Consider the following 24,773-nt stretch of genomic DNA (forward strand, 5'->3'; position numbering starts at 1 on the left):
TCCTTGCCATGACACGCGCCAAGAACGTCTCCAAGTGGTCTGTCGCCGCCCTGTCGTTGGGGATCGGAGTGGGGCTGGGACTCGTCCCCGCCGCTCCTGCCTCCGCGCAGCCGGGACCGACCGGCAGTACGATCGTCGGCACGACCCATGGCAAGGTGCGCGGCAGCGTCGACGGGCAGGTACGCAGCTTCCAGGGCATCCCGTACGCCGCCCCGCCCGTCGGCGAACGGCGCTGGCGAGCGCCCGAGCCCGCCGCGACCTGGACCGGAGTCCGCGAGGCGACCGCCCCGGGCGCCGCCTGCGCGCAGCCGCAAGGGCTCCCGGTCGGGGTTCCCAGCACGAGCGAGGACTGTCTCTATCTGAACGTCACCACCCCGACCGAGACGGGCGGCAAGCGCCCGGTGATCGTGTGGATCCACGGCGGAAGCCTGATGTACGGCACCGGCGACCTGTACGGACCCGAGCGGCTGACCACCAGCGGCGCGGTCGTCGTCTCGATGAACTACCGGCTCGGTGTCATGGGCTTCCTCAGCGATCCCTCCCTGCCCGGCGCGGACGGCCTCGGAATCCAGGATCAGCAGGCCGCCTTGCGCTGGGTCCGTGCGAACGCGGCTGCCTTCGGCGGCGACCCGGAGAACGTCACGATCATGGGCCAGTCCGGCGGTGGCTACAGCGTCTGCGACCACCTCGCCTCCCCCTTGTCGGCAGGGCTCTTCGACCGGGCCGTCGTGCAGAGTGCGCCCTGCGCCACCGGCGGCACCCGGACCGAGGCCGAGGCGGTGGCCGACGCCGAGCGGGTCGTCACCGCGGTGGGCTGCGAGCGGAACACAGCGGCCTGTCTGCGGAGAACGCCGGTGGCCGAGCTGCTGAAGGCGTACGGAGCGTTCAACGAGCCCCGTCCGGTGGCCGGGACGAGGCTGCTTCCCCTGTCGCCCGCCGAGGCCCTGCGTACCGGAAGGTTCCACCGGGTACCCGTGCTCGTCGGGGTCAACCACGACGAGGAACGCGGCCGTGTCCTCGGCCAGGAACTGGCCCCGGGGGCCTCGCCCATGAAGCCCGAGGAGTACGAGCCCGCCATCCGGAAGCAGTTCGGCGACCGGGCCGACGCCGTGCTGGAGCGCTATCCCCTGAGCAGGTTCGCCTCGGCGGGCGAAGCCCTGGCCACGGTCCACACCGACGCGACGTGGTCGGTCCCGGCACTCGACACCGCACGCCTGCTGTCGAGGTGGACCCCGACGCGGATGTACGAGTTCAGCGAACGCGACACCCCCTGGTTCAAGGGATATCCGGCCCCCAGCTTCGACCCGCGCTCCCAGCACATGGCCGAACTGCCGTACCTGTTCGACCTGGCCCTCTTCGAGAACGTCAAGGATGAGCAGACGGGGTTCCGCGACCGGATGCTCCACACATGGGTGGACTTCGCCACTTCGGGCAGGACGAGCTGGCCGGCCTTCCTCGGTGGGCGCGGATACGTGCAGACACTGTCCTCCGAAGCCTGGCAGCGCGCGGACTTCGCGGCCGACCACGGCTACACCTTCTGGAAGAGCCTTCGGTGATCCGGTTCCGGCAAACCGGGTTCTGCGCCGATCGGACATTCAAGGTCGGGGCGTACGCCCTCGGTCACAGCCGATTCCCGCCGCGCAGCAAGCCCGTCGGGGGCGGCCGGGTTCCCCGCGAGGTGACGGGAGATGCCGTCAGCACTCACGCCACGGCGACCTTGGCCACGAAGGCATCCAGGTTGCCCCACATGCGCGCGCGACGCTCGTCCAGAGTCAGGGACTCCTCGTACCGCCCGGAGCGCAGCTTCGGCTGCCGCTTGCCCCGCAGGTACAGGGGGCAGGCGAGGTCCGCGCACATGTAGATACCGACCGTGTTCCCCTCGCGACCCCGGGCGCCCGCCAACGGAGCGGCGAGCAGAGCGACCCCGGAGGAGGCGTGGCCCGTCAGGCAGATCTGGCACATGCTGGACTTCACCGCGCTGGTGCGGCCCACCGAGGGCACACGCAACGAGATCCCCAACGGACCCTGCTCCCGGGGCAGCACGAGATGCGCCCGCAGCGGTGCTCCCGGGTCCACCCAGCCCAGGAAGTCCAGCTCTTCCCACGGCAGTTCGGCGAAGTCGAGCGGCAGTCGCAGCCGCGCCGCTTCGCCCTTGGTGCAGTTCACGAAGGACGAACGGATCTGTTTCTCACTGAGCGGTTCCACGAGCGCCGACTCTAAGTCCGCCCCGATCTGGCCGCACCTCAATATCCGCCTGATCCGCAACCCGCCGCTCCGCATCACCCCCTCGATCCGCCCCGTCCCCGGTCCTCCCCACCCCGATCCGACATTCCCGGATGCGGTCGAACCGGCCGATCCGACAGATCTGCGGGTTGAGGGCCTGCCCGCGGAGGTCCGCTCCCACGGGCCGGCCCGGTCCGGCCCGTCGCGGCACCGCGTCGTACGCGCATCGGCCCCTCCTCCCGCACCTGTGTCGATGCGAGCACCCCCTGCAACAGCTACCCGATATGCATGGTTCGTACTCATATGCGAATCTGGTAGTGGCCCATCGTCCGAGATCCGCTACAGGAGGCACGATCGTGGGCAAGAAGCAAAGTCGCCAGAACCGGGGCGCCCGCACCGGCGGCCACGAACGCAGCGCTGTTCCTGAGACCAAGGAGCAGCCGCAGCGGACGGCTCCCCAGGACACGGTGCACTCGATCTCAGAACAGGTCTCCCACCGGAAGCAGCGGAGGTTCGGCCACAACTGATCCCCGTAGATCCACGAGAACGCCCTCTGTGGCGGCAACCCCGTAAACCCGGGGTCGACCGCTCCACAGGGGGCGTTCTCGTGGGCCTACGGTTCGGTCGCGGCGCGCGGCGTCCGGATCCATGACTGCATGGACCGGATCCATGAGGGCATGGAGACGAGGGGCTCCCTGACGACCCCGGCGACCCCACCCGCCACCCACCAGCCTCACCGGCCCCGCCGACCACCCCGCCGATCCCGCTGTCCCGCACGCCGGGCAGCGGGGTCGGCGTCACCCCCTCCGCACGGAGAACCCATCACTGCTGCCGGACGCTCCGGTTCGAGGCGAGAGGGCCCACCGCGCCCCGCCGCATGAACACGTCGAGCACGGACCGAGCGGCTTGAGGGGACGCGAACAGCCGAGGCATCACCGACCCGCCCTGCCCTGAGGCCCCCACGCCCGCAGGCCCGACTCCGCTGTCCGGATGCGCACTTGTCGCGCGAAGATCCGGGCGCGTCGAGAGGTTTATCTACGCGCGGAGCTACCGCTACCGAACGATCATTCGGGCAAATCAGACCAGTTCTTGCTCAGCCATTACCGGCGAGTACCAAGAGCTGCTAGAAACGTGGCGCTCAATCAACCCCCCACCCACCCCCCACACTTCGGAGGGCTGACAGCCATGTCAGTACGGAGATTCTGGGCGTCCGCATCCACTCTGGTCCTCGCCGCCGTGGCCGCCCTGGGCATCGCCCAGCCGGCCTCGGCATCCTCCTCGGCCGCCGCCGGTGGGTACGTCGCTCTCGGCGACTCGTACTCCTCCGGTGTCGGCGCGGGGAGCTACCTCTCCGACAGTGGTGACTGCCGCCGCAGCACCAATGCCTATCCCTACCTCTGGGCAGCGGCGAACTCACCTTCCTCTTTCGCCTTCGTCGCCTGTTCGGGCGCCACGACGAGTTCCGTGGCCGGCAGCCAACTGGGCGCGCTGAACTCCTCCACCGGCCTGGTCAGCGTCACCGCGGGCGGCAATGACGTCGGCTTCGCCGATGTCATGCAGGACTGCGTGCTGTCCAGCGAGGCCACTTGCCTGAACAGCGTGAGCACGGCCGTTTCGAAGATCCAGAACTCCCTTCCCTCCGGCCTGAGTTCGCTCTACGGCTCCATCCGCTCGCGGGCCCCTCAGGCGCATGTCGTGGTGCTCGGCTACCCGCGCTTCTACCAGCTGAGCGGCAGTTGCATCGCCGGGCTCTCGGAGAAGGAACGGTCGGCCATCAACAACGCGTCCGACGTCCTGAACGGCGTCATCGCCAAGCAGGCGGCCAATGCCGGATTCACGTTCTCCAGCGTGGTCGACGAATTCACCGGACATGAGCTGTGCTCCGGCGACGCCTGGCTGCACAGCGTGTCGATCCCGATCTACAACTCGTACCACCCCAAGGCCGCCGGGCAGTCGGGCGGCTACCTTCCGGCCTTCCGCTCGGCCGCGTAGGACGCGGGCGAGGGAGGTACAGGGGTGCGGCGGGTCGCCAGGGCAATTCCGGCGGCCCGCCGCGCTCCTGTTGTGTCCGGGCGCGGCCACGCTGTTCGAAGCCCCGCCACGTCGCCACGCCCCACGGGCGAATCTCTCCGGATCCGGGCGGCTGTGCCCGGTCGGTGAGGGGCAAGGGCGAGTGGCGGCGAGCACGGCGGCGGACTCCGGCGTCGCGGACGACCGGCCGGACACCAAGCGGAGCGCAGTCGGCGTCTCCTGTCCCCCGTCGGGCGGTTCAGTACCGTTCGACGAGGTGCTCCCGGCCCGCCGGGGGCTCGTACGGCTCGGGCCAGAAGTCGGTGATCCCGCTTATCCGGCCCTCCTCGTCGAACGTGAAGAAGTGGATGGCGTGCAACTCCTGCAGGCCGACCGTGAAGAGCGTCCGGGCAGCGGCCTGCTGCCCCTCCCGGTCGGCCACGACCCGTTCGACACGGACGCGCCAGTCCCTCGGGTACTCCCGGTTGAACCGCACGTACCGCTCCTTCCCACGGATGCGCTCGCGGGTCTGCGGCAGGTCGTACAGCACCTCGTCGGCGAGCGTCGTGGCGAAGGTGTCCCAGTCGCGGGCGTCGGCCGCGGTCCAGTACGTCTCCACCGCGGTGCGCAGATCAGCAGTCGTGGTCATGGTTCGAGTCTGAACCCCACCACTGACAATCGGCCTTGAGCTCTGGGCCGGCCCCGGGCTCCGGCCTTGGGCCCCGGTGTCGGCTTTCGGTCAGGAGTCGGCCGGGCGCGACGCCTTGATCGAGTACATCAGCGGGATGCGCGGACGATCGGCGGAGAAACGGTAGGAGCCGTCGTCCTGCCGCTCCAACGACGGGAAGCGGGCGAACAACGAGATGTCGTGCTCGTGCAGGAACTCGATCCGCAGCCCGGCAGCCGCCAGTGCCGACACCACGTCACCGATCGGGTGCTGCCATTCGACGCTGCGGTTGTGGACGGTCGGTGCGTCGAAGTCCGCGTACGTGCCCGGCGACTCGTCCACCCACGCGTCACGGCTGAAGTAGTCGTGCACGACCTTCGTGCCGGTCGAGTCGTCGAGGCAGTCCGTGATCGGATGGAATTCCGCGAGGTAGAGGAAGCCGCCGGGCGCCACCAGCGATGCGGCGGTCTCGGCCCAGCGACGGGTGTCGGGCAGCCAGTTCAGCGCGCCGACACCGGTGTAGACGATGTCGTACGACGAGTCCGGCACTGCCTCGGCGGCGTCATGGACGTCGGCCGCGACAAAGGCCGCCCGGTCCTGGGTGAACCCGAGCTCGCGGGCCAGGCCGCGCGCGGTCTCGACGGCCGGTTCGGAGAAGTCCAGACCGACGACGTGCGCGGCGCCGTGCCGGGCCCAGGAGAGGGTGTCGACCCCGATGTGGCACTGCAGGTGCAGCAGCGACTTGCCGGTGACGTCCCCGACCTCGGCGAGTTCGAAGTCGCGCAGGGCGTCCTTGCCCGCCCGGAAGGATTCGAGGTCGTAGAAGTCGCTCACGGCGTGGATGGGGACCCGTTCGTCCCAGTGGGCGCGGTTGGCTTCGTGCCAGTCGGCGGGGGTCGGAGCATGCATGTCCGGGAGGTTATCCACAGGCTGCGGACGATGCGAACGGATTGTCGGCGTTCCGGCGCAGAATGGGGGACATGACTGAGATCACTGGTTCGACGGCCCCTTCCGTCCCGGCGACCGCTTCCGCACCGGCTCCGGCCCCGACTCCGGCATCGACATCGGTGTCGGCGTCGTCTTCCGTCCCGGAGTGGGAGCAGCGTTTCCGCGCATCGCGGGTGTCGCTGCCCGACTGGGCGGAGGACGCACCGGACCGGGCGCTGTTCGTCTCCAATGCCACGGGCACGTACGAGCTGTACGCGTGGGACCGCGGCACCGGCGAGCAGCGTCAGGTGACCGACCGGCCGAACGGGACGACGGACGGCGTGCTGACACCGGACGGCGAGTCGATCTGGTGGTTCAACGACACCGACGGGGACGAGTTCGGGGTGTGGATGCGTCAGCCGTTCCGCGCCGTCGAGGGCGAGGAAGCGGTGGACGAGCCCGCGGCGCCCGGTCTCGGCGCCTCGTACCCGGCCGGGCTCGCGATCGGGCGGGACGGGACGGCGGTGGTCGGCCGTTCGACCGACGAGGACGGGACGACGGTCCATGTCGTACGGCCCGGGGCCGCGCCCGTCGAGATCTACCGGCACCGCGAGTCGGCCGGCGTCGGCGACCTCAGTCATGACGGCACGCTGATCGCCCTGGAGCACACCGAGCACGGCGACGCGATGCACTCCGCGCTGCGTGTGGTGCGGCCGGACGGGTCGACGGTCGCCGAGCTGGACGACACCGAGGGCGGCACCAAGGAACTGGGCCTCTCCGTGCTGGGCTTCGCCCCCGTCGCCGGGGACACGAGGCTGCTGGTGGGGCATCAGCGCCGGGGCCGTTGGGAGCCGATGATCTGGGACCCGATGACGGGGACGGAGACGGACCTCGCGATCGACCTGCCCGGTGACGTGGGCGCCGAGTGGTATCCGGACGCCTCCGCTCTGCTGATCGTGCACGGCTTCGAGGCCCGCAGCGACCTGTGGCGGTACGAGCCGGGGGCGGGCAGCGCTCCCGTCCGGGTGGAGACCCCCGCGGGTTCGGTGTCGGGTGCCACGGCCCGGCCGGACGGCACGGTGGAGTACCTGTGGTCGTCGGCCGCGCAGCCGCCCGTCATCCGGTCCACCTCGGGTGCGGTGGTGCTCGATCCGCCCGGCCCCAAGGCGCCGGCATCCGTGCCCGTGGAGGACGTGTGGGTGGACGGGCCCGGGGGCCGCGTCCACGCGCTCGTCCAGCGGCCGGCCGCCCCGGCCGAGGGGCCGTTCCCCACGGTCTTCGAGATCCACGGCGGCCCGACCTGGCACGACAGCGACGCCTTCGCCTCCGGCCCCGCCGCCTGGGTGGACCACGGCTACGCGGTCGTCCGGGTCAACTACCGCGGTTCCACCGGATACGGCCGTGCCTGGACGGACGCGCTCAAGCACCGGGTCGGTCTGATCGAGCTGGAGGACATCGCCGCGGTACGGGAGTGGGCGGTGAAGTCCGGTCTCGCGGACCCGGCGAAGCTGGTCCTGGCCGGTGGTTCCTGGGGCGGCTATCTGACCCTGCTGGGCCTCGGCACACAGCCGGAGGAGTGGGCCCTGGGCCTGGCGGCGGTCCCGGTCGCGGACTACATCACGGCGTATCACGACGAGATGGAGGACCTGAAGGCGATGGACCGGACGTTGCTGGGCGGCACTCCGGAGGAGGTTCCCGAGCGCTTCGAGGCCTCGTCCCCGTTGACGTACGTCGACGCCGTGCGTGCGCCGGTCTACATCTCGGCGGGCGTCAACGACCCGCGATGCCCGATCCGCCAGGTCGAGAACTATGTGGACCGGCTGAAGGGCCGTGACGCGGTGCACGAGGTCTACCGCTACGACGCGGGGCACGGTTCGCTCGTGGTGGAGGAGCGGATCAAGCAGGTCCGCCTGGAACTCGACTTCGCCCGACGCCACCTGGCCGCAGACGGCACCTCCGCCGCCTCCGCGGTCCCCGCAGCCACCACCGTCCTCTCCCCCGCCCCTGCCGTCGCTCCTTCGGGCCCGTCCGGCGCATCGATGCCGGCCGGCGAGTAGGGACGCCCACCTCTTCCCTCCGCCCGGCGCCACCACCGGCCGTCTCGACCCCGTCGGGCGAGGGAGAGCGAAGCGCAAGCGCTGTGCGACGGCCGATGCCGCGGGCGGGGCTGGGCGGGAGCTGGGCGGTGGGCAGGACGGCCGGTGGAAGCACCGCGCGGGGACGGTCACCGGGCTCTCTCCGGGGCTCCGTCGGCGGCGATGCCGAGCCCCAGTCGGCACCCCGCGCCGGGCGACCGGAGCGGGGACCGTACCGTGGAGGGGTGTACCGGTTCCTGCTGACCCCGCGATGGTGGGGGATCAACCTCTTCGTCGTGCTGGCCATCCCGTTCTGCGTCTTCATGGGTACCTGGCAGCTCGGCCGCTTCGAGGACCGCGTGCAGACGCACGACGCCGCCGAGAAGCAACCCGCCCCCGGCACGAGGGCCGCCAAGCCGATCGACGACCTCCTGCCCGTCGACACGGTGACCTCGGGCCGCCCCGCCACCGCCACCGGCCGGTACGCCGACCAGTTCCTGGTGCCCGGCCGGAAGCTGGACGACAAGAGCGGCTTCTACGTCCTGAACATGCTCCGTACGGACGGGGGCAAGGCCCTGCCGGTGGTGCGCGGCTGGCTGCCCGGCCGGCCCGGCCACACCGCCGTACCCGCCGCACCGACCGGCGAGGTCACGGTCACCGGTGACCTTCAGGCATCCGAGAACGCCGGGACCACCGGCGTCGACTCGAGCGGCGGACTCCCGTCCGGCCAGCTCGGCATGATCAGCGCCGCGTCCCTGGTCAACCTCGTCCCGTACGACGTCTACGACGCCTGGGTGACGCTCCAGGAAACCGACGCCACCGGCTCGCTGCGTCCCGTACCGGCCACCGCGGCGCAGGGCACCGGGCTCGACCTGAAGGCCTTCCAGAACCTCGGCTACACCGGCGAGTGGTTCGTCTTCGCCGGGTTCGTGCTCTTCATGTGGTTCAGGCTGGTCCGCCGCGAGGCCGAAGCGGCCCGCGACCTGGAACTCGGCCTCGTCTCGGACACGGATGCGGACACGAATGCGGGCACGGGCTCGACCGCGGACACCGAAGCGGGCACCCGGCCCGCCACCGCCACCGCCACCGCCACCACCGATGCCACCGATGCCACCGACACGACCGACGCAGCCGATCCTCATGTGAGCGCCGACGCCGGCTGAGGGCATACGCGTGAGGGGGCCGACCGGTTGAACCGGTCGGCCCCCTCACGCGTATGCCGTACGTCGTACGCCGCATCCCCGCGTCACGTCGCGGGGGCGAGCACCCCGGTCCGGTAGATCGTGCCCGAGCAGGCGTTGGCGATCTTGGTCTCCGCGACCGGCGCCCCCGCCTCCGGCGTGTGGGTCACGGCGACGCTGCCGTCCAGCGTTCCACCACCGTCCTCGCCGCCGAGCTGCGGAGCCGTCTCCGTGGCCCCGTCGGTGCTTCCCGCACCGGTACCGGCGGCAGCGGCACCGCCCGAGCCGCCCGCACCTTCCGTCGGTGTCGGACTCGGTGAGCCTCCGACGGTCGGGCAGGTGTCCTTCGGCACCCAGGCGAACTTCACCTCGTACGCCATGGACGGCTTCAGCAGCACCGTTCCCTGCTCCTGCGAAGGGTCGGGCAGCCCGGACGCCGCGTCACCCGCGGTGTGCTGGACGACCGTGATCCTCGCCGGGTCGGCCGCGCCCATCGCCTGGAAGCCCACGCTGCCGCTGCTGCTCACCGAACAGTCCGTGCCCGAGACATTGGCGATCCGGAAGGTCCCGTACACCGTGCCGTCGGCTCCGGCAGCGCCCGTCTCGGCCGAGGCGACCGCGAGTTGGCCCGGGTCGCAGGTCGGCATCGAGGCCGCCGCGGAGGCGGCCGGGTCGGAGACCCCGCCGGCCAGGCTGCCGTCGGAGCCCTGGCCACGGCTGTCGGACGGGCTGCTCGTGCTCGTGGGCCGGTTCCGGCCGCTGCCCTGCTCGTCGCCGCTGCCGCCGTTGCTCTTCCCGCCGGTTCCCGCGCCGCTCTCGGTGCCGTTGCCACCCTGTGCCTGCTCGCCGTGCCCGGCTATCGCGGGATTGGCGGCGTTCGAGCCGTCGGAGTTCGCGACATGGACGAAGGCGGGGATCGCGGTGCCGATGAGCAGGGCCGCCGCCGCCATGCCGACGACGGCCTGCCGCCGCCTGGCACGCCGGGCGGGAACCGCTCGGTACAGGTGGTCGAGGGTGCCGTCGCGGGGTTCGATGTGCTGGACGGCCCCGTGCAGCATGCGGCGCAGTGCGACCTCGTCCATGTCCGTGCCGCCACCGCCTCCCGCACCGGAACCCATGTCCGTACCGGACCCCGTACCCATGCCGGAGCCCGCGCCCGCGCCCGCGCCGAAGAGGCTGCTCAGTCCCCCGAGCTCAGCCGTCGCAGCCGTCCCGGCGGCCCCGGTCGCCTCGTCCGTACCTCCCACGGACACGAGACCCTGACGCCCACGATCCGCACCATCCGCACGGCGCACATCCGCGTCCGCGGCCGAACCGTCCCTGTCCGAAACGTCCCTATCCGAGCCACCTTCGCCCGAAACGCCCTTGTTCAAGCCGTCCGCGGCCGAGTCATTCACGACCGTGCCGTCTGTGCCCGAATCACCGGTGTCCGATTCGTTCACGGCTGATCCGCTCATGTCCGAATCGTCCATGGTCGAATCGTCCGTGTCCGCGTTCACGTCCGGGGTGTTCTCCGGCCCGTCGTTCACAATTCCGTTTCCAGTCCGGTCAATCCGAGGCTCGCGCTCGTGGCCGTTGTCGTCCCTGCGGTCGCGTCGGCTCATCACTGCGCCTCCATCACAACGCGCAACGCAGCGATGCCACGGGAGCCGTAGGCCTTGACCGAGCCCAGGGATATGCCGAGCGTCTCGGCCACCTGAGCTTCCGTCATGTCCGCGAAGTAACGCAGCACCAGCACCTCCCGCTGGCGCCGTTGCAGCCCCCGCATCGCCTTGATCAGCGCGTCCCGCTCCAACTGGTCGTACGCGCCCTCCTCCGCGCTCGCCATGTCCGGCATCGGCTTGGAGAGCAACTTGAGCCCGAGGATGCGGCGACGCAACGCGGAACGCGACAGGTTGACGACGGTCTGGCGCAGATACGCGAGCGTCTTCTCGGGGTCCCGCACCCGGTTGCGCGCCGAGTGCACGCGGATGAACGCCTCCTGCACCACGTCCTCGCACGAGGCGGTGTCGTCCAGGAGCAGCGCCGCGAGGCCGAGCAGCGAACGGTAATGGGCGCGATAGGTCTCGGTGAGGTGGTCGACCGTGGTTCCGGCAGCCACGCTCTCCTCAGCGCCCTCGCGCTGCGACGGCAGCCGCGCGGGACGCGCAGCGGGCATGGGCGCGATCACCGGCATACCGCCGGGTGCGCGGGGCCGTCTGAGCGGACGCACCGAAGCGCCGCGCAGGGGGCCCACCACTGTGATATCGAGAACCTCTGCCACGCCAGTTGGACACGTTTCCCCCCGTCAGGGTTGTACGCGCGCGGCACCGCGTTTGACGCAGTGCGACATGCCCTCATACGTACCTGCTCTTCCCCAAATGCCCCGAATATGCGCCCCGCCGCGCAAGAGGTGACCGCATAGACGCGCGCTTTCCGGCCAACGGTTGCAGTGGGCCGGAAGGTCATCGTCGGACACCTCAACACCCCAGCTCAAGAGGTTCAGACCTTCAACTTGCTCACAGGGCATTCACAGAGAGTACAAAACAGGTTCGATCAGGACCGGGGGAATTCGGCGGCCACCGACTCGGCGATCTGCGCCACGTTCAGGGCCGCGCCCTTACGGAGGTTGTCGCCGCAGACGAACAGTTCCAGACACCGGGGATCGTCCAGCGACCTGCGCACCCGTCCGACCCAGGTCGGATCGGTACCGACGACGTCGGACGGCGTCGGGAAGTCCCCTGCCGCCGGGCTGTCGTAGAGCACGACACCGGGCGCCGTCGCCAGGATCTCGTGGGCCCGGTCGACCGCGATCTCGCTCTCGAACCGCGCGTGCACGGACATCGAGTGTGTCGCGATGACGGGCACGTACACACAGGTCGCCGCCACCCGCAGGCTCGGCAGGTCCAGGATCTTGCGGCACTCCTGGCGGATCGCCAGTTCCTCCGACGACCAGCCGTCCCCGGCCTCGGTCCCGGCCCAGGGCACCACGTTGAGGGCCACCGGCGCGGCGAAGGGACTGCCTTCCGTGTCCCCCACGGCCCGGCGTACGTCTCCGGGCTTCGTTCCCAGCTCCGTACCCGCCACCATCGACAGCTGTTCGCGCAGCGCCGCGACGCCGTCACGGCCCTCCCCGCTCACGGCCTGGTACGAGGAGACGACCAGTTCCCGCACCCCGAATTCGGCGTGCAGCGCACCGACCGCGACGATCAGCGAGAGCGTCGTGCAGTTCGGGCTCGCGACGATGCCGCGCGGCCTGATCCGTGCGGCATGCGGATTGATCTCGGGCACGACCAGCGGAACGTCCGCGTCCAGCCGGAACGCGGCGGAGTCGTCGATGACGACCGTGCCCTTGGCGGCGGCGATCGGCGCCCACTGCGCGGAGACGTCGTCGGGCACCAGGAACAGCGCCACGTCGACGTCGTCGAACACGTCCTCGGTGAGCGCGAGGACCTCGCTCTCCTCACCGCGCACGACCAGCTTGCGGCCGGCCGAACGCGGCGAGGCGATCAGCTTCACCTCGCCCCAGACATCCGCGTGCTGCGAAAGGATCTGGAGCATGACGCCGCCGATCGCCCCGGTCGCTCCGACGACCGCGAGCGAAGGGCGGCGGGCAGTCATCGGCCGGTGCCCCCGTAGACGACGGCCTCGTCGGAGTCGCTGTCGAGACCGAAGGCGGTGTGCACGGCGCGCACGGCCTCGATGACGTCGTCGGCGCGGGTGACCACCGAGATACGGATCTCGGACGTGGAGATCAGCTCGATGTTCACCCCGGCGTCCGACAGCGCCTCGAAGAAGCCCGCCGTGACGCCCGGATTGGTCTTCATACCGGCGCCGACCAGGGAGATCTTCGCGATCTGGTCGTCGTAGCGCAGCGACTCGAAGCCGATGGTGCCGCGGTTGCGCTCCAGGGCGTCGATGGCCTTGCGGCCCTCGGCCTTCGGCAGCGTGAACGAGATGTCGGTCAGACCGGTCGACGCGGCGGAGACGTTCTGCACCACCATGTCGATGTTGACCTCGGCATTCGCGATGGCGCGGAAGATCGCGGCGGCCTCGCCCGGCTTGTCGGGCACGCCGACGACGGTGATCTTGGCCTCGGAGACGTCATGGGCGACTCCGGAGATGATCGCGTGCTCCACCTTCTGGTCCCCTTGCGGCTCGTTGCTGACCCAGGTTCCGCGCAGTCCGGAGAAGGACGAGCGGACGTGGATCGGAATGTTGTAGCGGCGTGCGTACTCCACGCACCGGTGCAGCAGCACCTTGGAGCCGGACGCGGCCAGCTCCAGCATGTCCTCGAAGGAGATCCAGTCGATCTTCCGGGCCTTCTTGACGACCCGCGGGTCGGCGGTGAAGACACCGTCCACATCGGTGTAGATCTCACAGACCTCGGCATCCAGCGCGGCGGCCAGCGCGACCGCGGTGGTGTCGGACCCGCCGCGGCCGAGGGTGGTGATGTCCTTCTTGTCCTGGGACACACCCTGGAACCCCGCGACGATCGCGATGTTCCCCTCGTCCAGCGCCGTACGGATACGGCCCGGCGTCACATCGATGATGCGCGCTTTGTTGTGGACCGAGTCGGTGATGACGCCTGCCTGGCTCCCGGTGAACGACTGGGCCTCGTGGCCCAGGTTTTTGATCGCCATCGCCAGCAGGGCCATGGAGATCCGCTCTCCGGCGGTCAGCAGCATGTCGAACTCACGCCCGGCAGGGATCGGGGATACCTGCCCGGCGAGATCGATCAACTCGTCCGTCGTGTCGCCCATCGCGGACACCACGACAACCACCTGGTTGCCGTTCTTCTTGGCATCGACGATTCGCTTGGCGACGCGCTTGATGCCTTCGGCATCGGCTACGGAGGAGCCTCCGTACTTCTGCACGACAAGGCCCACGTGCGCTCCTCGCTCAGTCCATTACTGCGGTCGGCTCAGTTTAACGAGCAGTCCGGAAACGCCCCGCTGATATCACATGGTGAGATGTCCCGCTCAGCACGTGATCATCGGCGTGTCGCTCCGAACTGCTCGTACGGGCTGCTGCCCGCCGATCGGGCGCGCACTCCCTCATGTGGTCCAGCCCACACATAGGGCGAGCCGGGCCCTCGGTTCAGGAGCCGCCCCCTCCAGCGTGGACCGGAACCCCCCAGTCCGCCCCTCGGAGGCCCCCACCGTGCGTAAGCCGCCCCCGTGTGCTCACCGCACTCCCCGTGCTCCTCGCGCCGGTCGCCGTCCCTCCCCCTGGCCACGTCTCCCCTCCACACGGGCGGGTGACCTGCGATACGACGGGGGGGCGGGGGCCTCGCCCCGGCACGCGCACCGGAGACTGATGCGGCTTTTAGCGCGGCCGAGGTGGCAACCGGGGCGGCCGGCGTCCCGGCGCAGGGCGGCGGACGCCTCCACTCATCGCACTCCGGGTCACGTCCGGATCGATCACGGTGGACGGGGCGGTGCACAGGCCCTTGGACGTACGCACACCCGGAAGCCGACGGGCGCCGCTGCCGGACCCGACAGCCGTGGGCGTCCCGGCCCGTTGTGCCCGACAGCCGGCGGGCACTGCTGCCTACCGGCCCACCGGCCTACTGCACCGGGCGCAGGCCCAACGGGCCCGCGATCTCCGCGGCCATGACCCGGCCCGCTTCCTCGGCCAGTTCGTCGTCGACCGTCTCCGAGTCGGTGTCCAGGCCGTCCAGTTCCTGGAGGGGCTGGTTGAGGCGGATGTGGGCGATCAGGGACTGGAGGGCGCGCAGGGTGGCGGATGCGGTGGAGCCCCAGTTGGAGAAGTAGGAGAACTGCCACCACCACAGGGCCTCGGTCGTGCGGTCCTCTTCGTAGTGGGCCAGGCCGTGGCGCAGGTCGGTGACCAGGTCGGCCAGGTCGTCGGAGATACGGGCCGGGACCGGAGCCTTGCGGGGCTCGTACGGGTCGAAGACCTCGGAGTACACGTCGATCGGCTCCAGCAGGGCGGCGAACCGCTCGCGCAGGCCGTCGGCGTCCGGCTCCGCGCCGAGGTCCGGCTCGTAGCGCTCGTCCGGGACGATGTCCTCGTACGCACCGAGCCTGCCGCCCGCCAGCAGCAGCTGGGAGACCTGGAGCAGCAGGACGGGGACGGCCTCCTCGGGCTCCTCGACCTTGGACACCTCGGTGACCGCGACGATGAACGTCTTGATCTGATCGGCGATCTGGACGGCGAAGTCGTCCGGGTCCTGCGTGACGGAGTTCAGCGTGGCGTCAGACATCGAGGGGACCTCCCGTGGGCACGGTCGCGAACGGTGAGTAGAACATAGCGTCGCTGAACGTAAAGCCGTCGTGAGTCGATGCAAGAACATGGGACGTCGCGGTCGTGAATGTGGCAGGCGTCGCGGCCACAAGTGCGCCGGATGTCGCGGTCGTGAACGCGGCGTGCGTCGCGGCCGCAAGTGCGCCGGGCGTCGCGGTCGTGAACGCGGCGGATGTCGCGGCCACAAGTGCGCCGGATGTCGCGGTCGCGAGCGCGGCGTGCGTCGTGGTCGTGAGTGCATCAGACATCGAGCAGGCGCCTCCCCTCGAAGGCGCGGCCCAGGGTGACCTCGTCCGCGTACTCCAGGTCGCCGCCCACCGGCAGACCACTGGCGAGTCTGGTGACCCGCAGGCCCATCGGCTTGATCATCCGCGCCAGGTACGTCGCGGTGGCCTCGCCCTCCAGATTGGGGTCGGTCGCGAGGATCAGCTCCGTGACCGAGCCGTCGGCGAGACGGGCCAGCAGCTCACGGATGCGCAGGTCATCGGGGCCGACGCCCTCGATCGGGCTGATCGCGCCGCCGAGCACGTGGTACCTGCCCCGGAACTCACGGGTCCGCTCGATCGCGACGACGTCCTTCGGCTCCTCGACCACGCAGATGACCGTCTGGTCGCGGCGCGCGTCCCGGCAGATGTTGCACTGCTCCTGCTGGGCGACATTGCCGCAGACCGAGCAGAAGCGGACCTTGTCCTTGACCTCCAGGAGGGCATGGGCGAGGCGGCGCACATCGGTCGGCTCGGCCTGCAGGATGTGGAAGGCGATCCGCTGCGCGCTCTTGGGACCGACGCCGGGCAGCCTGCCCAACTCGTCGATGAGGTCCTGAACAACGCCTTCGTACAACGGGAACGCCTTCCTTCTCCTGGTCCGGGATGAGCTGAACGCCGAGTTCGTGTGCGCGCGGTCAGAAGGGGAGGCCGGGCATGCCGCCCAGGCCCTGGGCCAGCGGGCCCAGCTTCTGCTGCTGAAGCTGCTGCGCGTTCTCGTTCGCCGCCTGGACCGCGGCGACGACGAGGTCAGCGAGCGTCTCGGTGTCCTCCGGGTCGACGGCCTTCGGGTCGATCACCAGAGCGCGGAGCTCACCGGAGCCGGTCACGGTCGCCTTCACCAGACCGCCACCCGCCTGGCCGTCGACCTCGGTCCTGGCCAACTCCTCCTGGGCCGTGGCGAGGTCCTGCTGCATCTTCTGCGCCTGCTGCAGCAACTGCTGCATATTGGGCTGACCACCACCGGGAATCACGGTCACTCCTGGCAATTCGACGACAAAATGTTTCGGTACGCCGAGCCTACGTGGTCACCGCGCGGTGCGCCCCACCCACTGGCGAGCAACTCTTTCGAGTGAGTTTCAAACAGCGTCGGGTGGACTCCTATACCTGATCACAGGCCCTGTACACCCCGGAATGCCGCGATTCCGACCCCGCAGCCCACCATTCGGCGGTAGGAAGGGCATACGCATCAGGACATCCAGGCGCACCGTCCGTCACGCAAGGTTACGTACCCGGAACGGTCGGCCACGCCGGAGAGCAGTGATCGGCCCACCATCGAACACACACCACCACATATCAGGCGTCGCTACGCAGAATGCAGAGGAGTACCCGGTGAGTCAGCCGGAGATGCAGCCCGAAGGGGCGCCCCGCAACGAGCCCGGCCCGGCCGGCTCGGCCGGTCCCTCCGGTTCTGGCTCCGGCGCACGCGGCCGGGGTGCGCGGGGCGGGGACCTGACCGCTAAACCGTTCCCGCTCGGCAACTGGGGGGAACCGGCCGAACGCCTCGACGAGCTGTACCGCTGGGTCGAGGCCGATGCGCTGCGCACCGCCGACTGGTATCTGGGCGACCGGATCCGGAAGCGGCGCGGGGCCAGGATGCTGCGGATCGGCACGGCGGCCGGGGCTGTCGCGGGTGCCGCGCTGCCGTTACTCGATCTCACCGGGGCGCTGAGCGGGGCGGCGGGCTGGGGCTATCTGTCGCTGCTGCTGGGCGCCGCGTGCATGGCGAGCGACCGGTATTTCGGCCTGACCTCGGGCTGGATAAGGAACCTCGCGACCGCCCAGGCCGTGCAGCGACGCCTTCAGGTGCTGCAGTTCGACTGGGCGTCGGAGTGCGTACGGGAGGTGCTCGGCCCGACCGAGGGGACGGCCAGCGAGGCGGCCGAGCGGTGTCTGGGGGTGCTGCGGCGGTTCTCGGAGGACATCACGGAACTCGTACGGACCGAGACCGCGGACTGGATGGTGGAGTTCCGGGCCGGGCCCGCGCCGATGGGGATGCAGGCGCTGTCTTCGGGCAGCGGGAACGGGGGGCGTACGGACCAGGGGGTGCTGCCGGGACGGTTCCCGATGCAGACGATGACCCGGCCGAACATGCCGAGGCAACGGCCTCCGGAGTCACCGCGGTGATCCCACCGCGGTGACTGCGGAGGTGCGCGGCCCGTCCCGGTGCCACGGCCCGCCGCGCCTCCGGCCGTCATCGTCCGGCCGTCACCTTCTGGCCGTCACCTTCTGGCCGTCGTCGTCCGGCCGCTGTGCACCTTCCGGCCGCTGTGCGTCTCAGCTGAAGATGATCATTGAGCCCTGGGCGAGGCTGCGAGTGGCCGCCGCGTGCAGGCTCAGCCAGACGTGCCGCTCACGCGCGAACGGACTCTCGTCGTACAGAATCGGGCCCGCCGGTTCCTCCAGGGAGGTCGGCGCGATGGGCGGCAGCGGGGCGGCCGGCGGATTCGCCGGGTCGATGCCGATGGACGGGGCGACGAACTCCAGCTCCCGCAGCAGCCCGTGCGCGGAACCGAGCGGGCCGCCGCCCGCGAGCAGGTCGTCGTCGGAGAGCGGAAAGGCGAAGTCCAGCGGGACGTACGCCCCCGCGTGGTCGTAGTGCCAGACCAGGTGGGACTGTTGGGCCGTCACCTCGAACATCTCCAGCAACTGCTGGTAGTCCCCGCCCAGTTCGTCGACGGGTGTCACGGCGAGGCCGCTGAGCTGGAGCAGATAGGCGCGGCGCAGGAAGTGCAGCGCGTCGTAGTCGAACCCCGCGACCGGGGCGACGTCTCCGGTCAGGCCCGGCATGTAGGCGTACACGGGAACGGGCGGCAGTCCTGCCTCGCTCAACGCCTTGTCGTAGACGGCGATCTCTTCGGCGAACGGGTTGTCGGGGCTGTGGCACAGCACATCGACGAGGGGGACCAGCCACAGGTCACAGGCCACGAAGTCTCGCTCTCCCACGGGTGCGCATCGGAATTTGCAGACGGTCGGGCCAGCGTAATGCGGCGGGCCCGTCGCGCACAGTGGCCGATGGTCACGGGTAAGGGCTGTCCCGTGATCCGCGGTCGATCAGCGCGCGGCGTCGGACGCGGTGCATCGCAAGACGGAGGGGCGTCCGCATACTGGACATATGTGGACGTTCCGACAACGCGGCGAGGCGCCGTAGCTGTCGTCGCGCGCCCACCGGGGAATAGTGGGACAGCCCTTAGGGGGCGGTGGGAGGCCGGGTGCCCCCGCGCCCCCGGTTCGCACGCCCGGGACACGTCCGCGCCGCCGGCACCGCCGGCGCGGTCAGCCGGCCGGACGCCATGACTCCGGCCCGGTGGCGGCCGAGGCCCCTTCCGTCGGCCCTGCCGGTCCCGTCGGCGCCGTCGAGGACCGCCCGGCCGAGGTCTCTGCCGCCGAGGGCTCCGCCGTCGGGGGCTCCCCCACTAATGGCTGTCCCGCCGGCTGCGGGCTGTGGTCCGGTTGTCCGGGATCTCCGGCCGCGAGCCGGTCCGCCCAGCTCAACGCGTGTGCGTTGAAGTCGTCGATCACCGCGCGCACCGCGTCGTGGTCGCCGAGCGTGAGCGCCGCGACGAGTTCCGGATGGCCGTGCCAGAGCCAGTCCCGGGCTCCCGCGTCATGGCGCAGATACGGCACCGCGAACACCCATGCCTGGACGCGCAGCCGGTGCAGGAAGTCGTTGATGTACGGGTTGCTCATGAGCGCGCCCAGCTCTCGCCAGAAGCGCAGGTCGTAGCCGATGAGGATGTCGAGATCGCCGCCGCGTGCCGCCCGTGCGGCCTCCTGGGCCCTGCGGCGTACGGGGACCAGGCCCTCCCGGTACGTCACCACCTGTGCGGCCGACGGCGTCGGCTCCCGGAAGAGGGCGCGGATGACTCCGTCGATGACCAACGCCCGTGCCTCGACCATCGACCGGTAGTCGTCGACGGTGAACTCACGCACCCGGAAACCGCGGTGCTGATCCGATTCGAGCAGACCCTGCGCGGAGAGATCGAAGAGCGCCTCGCGCACCGGTGTCGCGGAGACGCCGTACTGCTCGGCGATCTGCTTGACGGTGAACTCCCGTCCCGGCTGCAGACGCCCGGCAAGTACCTCGTCACGCAGCGCGTCCGTGATCTGCTGCCGCAGCGTACTGCGGGTCACAGCTCCGCTCGCGCACATGGCGCCCCTCCCCTTTTTCGCTTTCGGTCACCTTAAGGCAGGGCCGCCCTGCCCGGATCCGGGCAGGGGAGAGGGGAGGGGCGTCGCACCGCCGGGCCGCGCGGGCCCTGCCGCTACACGGTGTACTCGTCCGCGACGGACAGCGCCACGTCGAGAGCCGCGAGGCCCTCCTTGGCCTCGGCCTCGGTGACGTTGCAGGCCGGAACGGCGTGGGTGCGGTTCATGTTGATGAAGGGCCACAGGCCGTTCTTCTTCGCCGCCGCGCCGAAGGCCGCCATCGCCGCGTTGGCCTCGCCCGACGCGTTGTACGGGACCAGCGGCTCGCGGGTCTCCTTGTTGCGGACCAGGTCCAGCGCCCAGAACGCGCCGAGGCCGCGGACCTCGCCGACCGACGGGTGGCGGTCGGCGAGCTCGCGCAGACCGGGCCCGAGCACCGTCTCGCCGATGTGGGCGGCGTTCTCGATGACCTTCTCGTCCTCCATCACCTGGATGGTCGCGACGGCGGCCGCGCAGGCCAGCGGGTGACCGGAGTAGGTCAGTCCGCCCGGGTAGGCGCGGGTCTCGAAGGTGGCGGCGATCTCGGCGGAGATGGCGACACCGCCGAGCGGCACGTAACCGGAGTTGACCCCCTTGGCGAAGGTCATCAGGTCCGGCACCACGTCGAAGTGGTCGGCCGCGAACCACTTGCCGGTGCGCCCGAAGCCGGCCATCACCTCGTCCAGGATGAAGACGATGCCGTACCGGTCGCAGATCTCGCGGACGCCCGCGAGGTAGCCGGGCGGCGGCGTCATGATGCCCGCCGTGCCGGGGATCGTCTCCAGGATGATCGCGGCGATGGTGGCGGCGCCCTCGAACGCGAGGGTGTCCTCCAGGTGCTGGAGCGCGCGGGCGCACTCCTCGGCCTCCGTCGCGGAGTGGAACGGCGAGCGGTAGAGGAACGGGGCCCAGAAGCGGACGACACCCGCCGAGCCGTTGTCGGACGGCCAGCGGCGCGGGTCACCGGTGAGGTTGATCGCGGTGGAGGTGGCGCCGTGGTACGAGCGGTAGGCGGAGAGCACCTTCGTACGGCCGGTGTGCAGCCGGGCCATCCGGACGGCGTTCTCGACCGCCTCGGCGCCGCCGTTGGTGAAGAAGATCTTGTCCAGGTCGCCCGGGGTGCGCTCGGCGATGAGGCGTGCGGCCTCGGAGCGCGCCTCGATCGCGAACGCGGGGGCGAAGGTGGCGAGCTTGCCCGCCTGCTCCTGGATCGCGGCGACGACGGTGGGGTGCTGGTAGCCGATGTTGGTGTAGACGAGGCCGCTGGTGAAGTCCAGGTAGCGGTTGCCGTCGTAGTCCCAGAAGTACGCCCCCTCGGCGCCGGCGACGGCGAGCGGGTCGATCAGGCCCTGGGCGGACCAGGAGTGGAACACGTGCGCGCGATCGGCGGCCTTCACGGCCGCGCCGGCAGCGGGGTCGACATGCGGGGCATGAGGGGCATGAGGGGTCATGCGGCGAGCGTAGGCCGCGCCGGGAGCGGCCCGACATGGCCACCTTGTATGGCGTGAGGCCTTCAGGTGGGCAGGGTGTCGGGTCGGCGCGACCCCGTGTCCGGGATCGCCCGCGCGATGGGGATCACACGGCAGAGCGTGCAGCGGATCGCGGATCTGCTGGTCGGAAGGGGGCTCGCCGAGTACGTACCGAATCCGGCCCACCGGCGGGCGAAGCTGCTGAGCCCCACGGAGGAGGGCCGGACAGCGGTGTCCCGGATCGACCCCGGCCACGCGGAGTTCGCCGCGCGGCCGGCGGCGGGACTCGGGGAGGCCGGGTTGGCGGAGACGGCACGGGTTCTGGAGCGGTTGTCGGCGGCCGTGGAGGCGGTGACCGGGAACGAAGGCGGGAACGAAGGCGGGGACGAGCGGCCCGGGTGAGCGGCGGGCCCGGGCGGTGGGGCGCGGTGAGAACCGGGACCGCCGGGCGGCCGTCTCTCTCCTCAATCGCCGAACGGACCGAAAAGGGCGCGGGCGGGCGCTTCCGGCCCGTCCCGCGGGCCGCGGACGGAACCGGAGAGGAGCCGCCGGGTACCCCTGGACGTCCCTGACAATCCGGGCCCGCCGGGGCGAGACGCACGCCGCTATTCTCGACGCGTTCCGGCGTATCGCCGCACGGGGGAGGACGCACACCATGGAGAAGCTCGGGTCCACCGATCCGCAACGCATCGGCTCCTACCGTCTGCTGGGCCGGCTCGGCGTGGGCGGCATGGGTCAGGTCTATCTGGCCCGTTCCGACCGCGGCCGGACCGTCGCGATCAAGCTGGTACGCGGCGATCTCGCCGAGCAGCAGGAGTTCCGCGACCGCTTCCGCCAGGAGGTGCGGGCGGCCCGCCGGGTCGGTTCCGCCTGGACCGCCCCCGTGCTGGACGCCGACACCGAGGCGGCCGTGCCCTGGGTCGCGACCGGATACGTCGCCGGCCCCTCCCTCCAGGCCACCGTCACCGGCCGCGCGGGCGCCCTCGTGGGGAAGGCCTCCGGGGCGTACGGTCCCCTGCCCGAGCGCTCGGTCCACATCCTGGGAGCCGGTCTCGCCCACGCCCTCCGGGCGATCCACGCCGCCGGGCTCGTCCACCGCGATCTCAAGCCCTCCAACATCCTGCTGACCATCGACGGACCGCGCGTCATCGACTTCGGTATAGCCCGCGCATTCGACACCGTCACCGAGGGCGGACTCACCCGCACCGGGGCCCTGTTGGGTTCACCCGGCTTCATGGCCCCCGAGCAGGTACGGGGCGAGCGCGTGACCCCGGCGTGCGATGTGTTCTGTCTGGGCTCGGTCCTGGCGTACGCGTCGACCGGCCGCCTGCCGTTCGGGGCGTCCGACAGCAACGTGCACGCGCAGATGTTCCGGATCGCGCAGGAGGACCCGGACCTGGCCGGCGTCCCGGTGGGCCTCGTCGAACTGGTCCGGGACTGCCTGCACAAGGACCCGGCCGCCCGTCCGACGACGGACGCCGTCCTGGAACGCCTGGCCGACGACGACACGGCGGAGCCCTGGCTCCCGGGCGCGCTCATAGCCCAGCTCGGGCGCCACGCCGTGGAACTGCTGGACTCCGAGGACCCGGAGGAGACGGCCGCACCGGACCCCGTCCCGGACAAGGCGCCACCGGCGCCCGCACCGTCCGCAGACCGCCCCGCCCCCGAGCCGCCGCCCGGCGCCGACCACACGCACCCCACGACGGTCGGCACGCCCTCACACACCCCACCCCTCGGCCCGCCGCCCTCTCCTTCGTACGGGTATCCACAGCAACCGCCCGCCCAGCAGAGCCATGCCGGTCACGGATACCCGCAGCAACATCCCCAGCCCCCCGGGCCGCCGCACCAGCCGGGCTTCGGCACCACGCCCGCGTACGGCCCCCTCTACCCCGGCGCGGCCCCGCAGCCCCGCCCCGAACCCGCCCGGCGCGAACAGGCGGCCACGATCGCCCTCATCGTGATCGCAGTGGTCGTCGCCATCGGCGCGGGCGGGTCCGTGTACGCGCTCATGAGCGACAAGGGCCCGACGCCCGAGCCGTCCCCCACCTCGTCCTCGTCCCCTTCCTCCTCGGACTCCCCGGACGCGGACCACTCCCCCTCCGACGAGAAGAGGAACAGCAACGGCCCCGTCCCGGCCGGCTACCTCGGCACCTGGTCGGGCTCCATCGACAACCCCTCGGGCCACTCCACCCGCCAACTCGTCGTCAGGCAGGGCGCGGTGGGCCAGTCCGTCCTCACCCTCACCGCGGACGGCCCGCTCGACAACGGCGGCTCCTACCACTGCGTCTTCAAGGCAGACCTGGCCTCGGAACCGACCCCGAGCGGCCCCGTCGAGATCGGCCCCTCCACCGTCACCGTCGGCGAACCCATGTCGTCCTGCACCGCGGGAAAGGCCACCACGCTGACCCTCCTCCCGGACGGCACCCTGAGCCGGGAGATCCCGGAGACCGGCGAAAGGCTCACGTACACCAAGGCCGACTGAACAACCCAGCAGCGCCCACGCCGCGTTCAGCAACAACAGGGCACGGACGAACCTGCCGGGCGCCGTCGGCGGGAAGTACCAGGCCAACGGCCAAGTGCGGCCGGCCAGAGCGGGAATCGGCACACAACCGATACGGCCCGCCGTCGCGTTCCTTCGCGGTCGCCCCCGACGCCTGGTCGACGTTCCTCACCTGGGCGAACTGACTCCGTGCCCCGCGCCCTCCCGCCACAGCACCCCGTCGGTCAGGGACGGCGGTTGTGGGTGCCGGGGGTGTAGCCGAAGGCGTGGCGGAAGACGTCGATGAAGGCGCTGGTGGAGGACCAGCCGCAGCGGTGAGCGACCGTGGTCACCGGCATGTCCTCGGCCAGCATGCGCAGAGCGTGGTAGAGGCGCAGCTGGGTGCGCCACTGGGGAAAGGTCATGCCCAGCTCGCGGCGGAAGAGGCGGCTGAGGGTGCGCTCGGCGGCCCCTGCCCCGGTTGCCAGTGCGGCCAGGGTGCGGGGGTCCGCGGGGTCGTGGTGCAGGAGTTCGCAGACGGCCGCGAGGCGGGGGTCGGTGGGGGCGGGCAGCTGGACGGGTTGCTGGGGTGAGGCGCGCAGCTGGTCGAGAAGGACCGCGCGCAGGCGGCGCCGTTCGGGGGTGTCGTCACGGGGGCCACGGGTCGAGGCGAGGATCAGTTCGCGCAGCAGGGGGCCGACGGCGAGGACGGTGGGTGCGTCCAGGCCCAGCGGGTTGGTGTCGGCGGGCAGGCCGAGCAGGTGCAGATCGAGGCGGCCGTGGGCGCGGTGGGCGTGGACGCATCCGGCGGGTACCCAGATGGCCCGGGTCCCTGGGGCGAACCAGGTGCCCGCGGTGGTCGTCACGGCCAGGACACCGGAGCCCGCGTAGACGATCTGGTGGTCGTCGTGGCTGTGCGCGTCGATGCTCTCTCCCGGTGCGAGCGTCCGGCTACGGGTGGGAGCCTCGGGGTCGTGGCGGATTTCCGGCATACTTTGGCATTTTATCGGAAGCGCGCCAGGTCGTGCCGTGGCGACGATGG

22 protein-coding genes and 1 pseudogene are annotated in these 24,773 nt (G+C 70.9%); 8 read left to right on the top strand and 15 right to left on the bottom strand.

Going from position 1 to position 24,773, the window contains the following annotated elements:
- Positions 1-8: 8 nt before the first annotated feature.
- A complete protein-coding gene (locus ACIQCZ_RS16640) occupies positions 9-1,556 on the top strand; it encodes a carboxylesterase/lipase family protein (protein WP_402282964.1) in 1,548 nt (515 codons plus the stop codon).
- 145 nt (positions 1,557-1,701) lie between these two features.
- Here the strand turns inward: ACIQCZ_RS16640 and ACIQCZ_RS16645 are convergent, their stop codons facing one another.
- Positions 1,702-2,205, bottom strand: a complete 504-nt coding sequence (locus ACIQCZ_RS16645; RefSeq protein ID WP_402282965.1) for an FBP domain-containing protein — start codon at positions 2,203-2,205, stop codon at positions 1,702-1,704.
- Between the two features lie 374 nt (positions 2,206-2,579).
- Between ACIQCZ_RS16645 and ACIQCZ_RS16650 the strand changes: the two genes are divergently transcribed.
- Positions 2,580-2,750: a hypothetical protein gene (locus tag ACIQCZ_RS16650; protein WP_402282966.1), complete on the top strand. Its 171-nt coding sequence runs from the start codon at positions 2,580-2,582 to the stop codon at positions 2,748-2,750.
- Positions 2,751-3,408: 658 nt separating this feature from the next.
- Positions 3,409-4,215 (top strand): SGNH/GDSL hydrolase family protein, encoded by an 807-nt coding sequence (locus ACIQCZ_RS16655; RefSeq protein WP_402282967.1) that lies wholly within the window; start codon positions 3,409-3,411, stop codon positions 4,213-4,215.
- Between the two features lie 277 nt (positions 4,216-4,492).
- Here the strand turns inward: ACIQCZ_RS16655 and ACIQCZ_RS16660 are convergent, their stop codons facing one another.
- Together ACIQCZ_RS16660 and ACIQCZ_RS16665 are read right to left on the bottom strand one after the other, a co-directional pair.
- Positions 4,493-4,882, bottom strand: coding sequence for a nuclear transport factor 2 family protein (locus tag ACIQCZ_RS16660; protein WP_402282968.1), 390 nt, complete (start codon positions 4,880-4,882; stop codon positions 4,493-4,495).
- Between the two features lie 90 nt (positions 4,883-4,972).
- On the bottom strand, positions 4,973-5,809 hold the full coding sequence (locus ACIQCZ_RS16665; protein ID WP_376284812.1) for a class I SAM-dependent methyltransferase: 837 nt from the start codon (positions 5,807-5,809) through the stop codon (positions 4,973-4,975).
- Between the two features lie 71 nt (positions 5,810-5,880).
- Between ACIQCZ_RS16665 and ACIQCZ_RS16670 the strand changes: the two genes are divergently transcribed.
- Positions 5,881-7,884: a S9 family peptidase gene (locus tag ACIQCZ_RS16670; protein ID WP_402282969.1), complete on the top strand. Its 2,004-nt coding sequence runs from the start codon at positions 5,881-5,883 to the stop codon at positions 7,882-7,884.
- 263 nt (positions 7,885-8,147) lie between these two features.
- Positions 8,148-9,065: an SURF1 family protein gene (locus ACIQCZ_RS16675; protein WP_402282971.1), complete on the top strand. Its 918-nt coding sequence runs from the start codon at positions 8,148-8,150 to the stop codon at positions 9,063-9,065.
- 83 nt (positions 9,066-9,148) lie between these two features.
- Here ACIQCZ_RS16675 and ACIQCZ_RS16680 read toward each other — a convergent pair whose 3' ends face one another.
- The 8 genes from ACIQCZ_RS16680 to ACIQCZ_RS16715 all read right to left on the bottom strand — a co-directional run bounded on the left by ACIQCZ_RS16680 (position 9,149) and on the right by ACIQCZ_RS16715 (position 16,569).
- Positions 9,149-10,687, bottom strand: coding sequence for a hypothetical protein (locus ACIQCZ_RS16680; protein ID WP_402282973.1), 1,539 nt, complete (start codon positions 10,685-10,687; stop codon positions 9,149-9,151).
- Entirely contained in the window at positions 10,687-11,259 is a 573-nt protein-coding gene (locus tag ACIQCZ_RS16685) for a SigE family RNA polymerase sigma factor (protein WP_351086048.1), read from the bottom strand. Before ACIQCZ_RS16685 ends, ACIQCZ_RS16680 begins: the two co-directional genes overlap by 1 nt.
- Before the next feature lie 359 nt (positions 11,260-11,618).
- On the bottom strand, positions 11,619-12,683 hold the full coding sequence (locus ACIQCZ_RS16690; RefSeq protein ID WP_402282974.1) for an aspartate-semialdehyde dehydrogenase: 1,065 nt from the start codon (positions 12,681-12,683) through the stop codon (positions 11,619-11,621).
- The gene (locus tag ACIQCZ_RS16695; protein ID WP_351086044.1) at positions 12,680-13,951 is read right to left on the bottom strand and encodes an aspartate kinase; all 1,272 of its coding nucleotides are present in this window, start codon (positions 13,949-13,951) and stop codon (positions 12,680-12,682) included. The genes ACIQCZ_RS16690 and ACIQCZ_RS16695 overlap by 4 nt, the downstream gene beginning before the upstream one ends.
- A gap of 680 nt (positions 13,952-14,631) precedes the next feature.
- Complete coding sequence (locus ACIQCZ_RS16700) at positions 14,632-15,291, bottom strand: DUF5063 domain-containing protein (protein ID WP_391744528.1); 660 nt, start codon at positions 15,289-15,291, stop codon at positions 14,632-14,634.
- Positions 15,284-15,580, bottom strand: coding sequence for a hypothetical protein (locus ACIQCZ_RS16705; protein WP_402282976.1), 297 nt, complete (start codon positions 15,578-15,580; stop codon positions 15,284-15,286). The genes ACIQCZ_RS16700 and ACIQCZ_RS16705 overlap by 8 nt, the downstream gene beginning before the upstream one ends.
- Positions 15,573-16,172, bottom strand: a complete 600-nt coding sequence (recR, locus tag ACIQCZ_RS16710) for a recombination mediator RecR (RefSeq protein WP_376277462.1) — start codon at positions 16,170-16,172, stop codon at positions 15,573-15,575. The genes ACIQCZ_RS16705 and recR overlap by 8 nt, the downstream gene beginning before the upstream one ends.
- Before the next feature lie 61 nt (positions 16,173-16,233).
- On the bottom strand, positions 16,234-16,569 hold the full coding sequence (locus ACIQCZ_RS16715; RefSeq protein ID WP_376277536.1) for a YbaB/EbfC family nucleoid-associated protein: 336 nt from the start codon (positions 16,567-16,569) through the stop codon (positions 16,234-16,236).
- Positions 16,570-16,942: 373 nt separating this feature from the next.
- Between ACIQCZ_RS16715 and ACIQCZ_RS16720 the strand changes: the two genes are divergently transcribed.
- Positions 16,943-17,722: an SLATT domain-containing protein gene (locus ACIQCZ_RS16720; RefSeq protein WP_402283538.1), complete on the top strand. Its 780-nt coding sequence runs from the start codon at positions 16,943-16,945 to the stop codon at positions 17,720-17,722.
- Positions 17,723-17,872: 150 nt separating this feature from the next.
- Here the strand turns inward: ACIQCZ_RS16720 and ACIQCZ_RS16725 are convergent, their stop codons facing one another.
- The 3 genes from ACIQCZ_RS16725 to ACIQCZ_RS16735 form a co-directional block, all read right to left on the bottom strand.
- Complete coding sequence (locus ACIQCZ_RS16725) at positions 17,873-18,523, bottom strand: hypothetical protein (RefSeq protein WP_402283539.1); 651 nt, start codon at positions 18,521-18,523, stop codon at positions 17,873-17,875.
- A gap of 348 nt (positions 18,524-18,871) precedes the next feature.
- Positions 18,872-19,747, bottom strand: coding sequence for a GntR family transcriptional regulator (locus ACIQCZ_RS16730; RefSeq protein ID WP_402282978.1), 876 nt, complete (start codon positions 19,745-19,747; stop codon positions 18,872-18,874).
- Positions 19,748-19,860: 113 nt separating this feature from the next.
- A complete protein-coding gene (locus ACIQCZ_RS16735) occupies positions 19,861-21,234 on the bottom strand; it encodes an aspartate aminotransferase family protein (protein WP_376323648.1) in 1,374 nt (457 codons plus the stop codon).
- Between the two features lie 66 nt (positions 21,235-21,300).
- Between ACIQCZ_RS16735 and ACIQCZ_RS16740 the strand changes: the two are divergent.
- Both ACIQCZ_RS16740 and ACIQCZ_RS16745 read left to right on the top strand, forming a co-directional pair.
- Positions 21,301-21,654: pseudogene (locus ACIQCZ_RS16740) on the top strand (MarR family winged helix-turn-helix transcriptional regulator); the annotation flags it as partial.
- 253 nt (positions 21,655-21,907) lie between these two features.
- Positions 21,908-23,734, top strand: coding sequence for a serine/threonine-protein kinase (locus tag ACIQCZ_RS16745; protein ID WP_402282980.1), 1,827 nt, complete (start codon positions 21,908-21,910; stop codon positions 23,732-23,734).
- Between the two features lie 242 nt (positions 23,735-23,976).
- Here the strand turns inward: ACIQCZ_RS16745 and ACIQCZ_RS16750 are convergent, their stop codons facing one another.
- Positions 23,977-24,723 (bottom strand): AraC family transcriptional regulator, encoded by a 747-nt coding sequence (locus ACIQCZ_RS16750; protein ID WP_402282982.1) that lies wholly within the window; start codon positions 24,721-24,723, stop codon positions 23,977-23,979.
- Between the last annotated feature and the right edge of the window lie 50 nt (positions 24,724-24,773).

This window comes from Streptomyces sp. NPDC093149, assembly GCF_044754145.1.
Classification (GTDB): Bacteria; Actinomycetota; Actinomycetes; order Streptomycetales; family Streptomycetaceae; genus Streptomyces.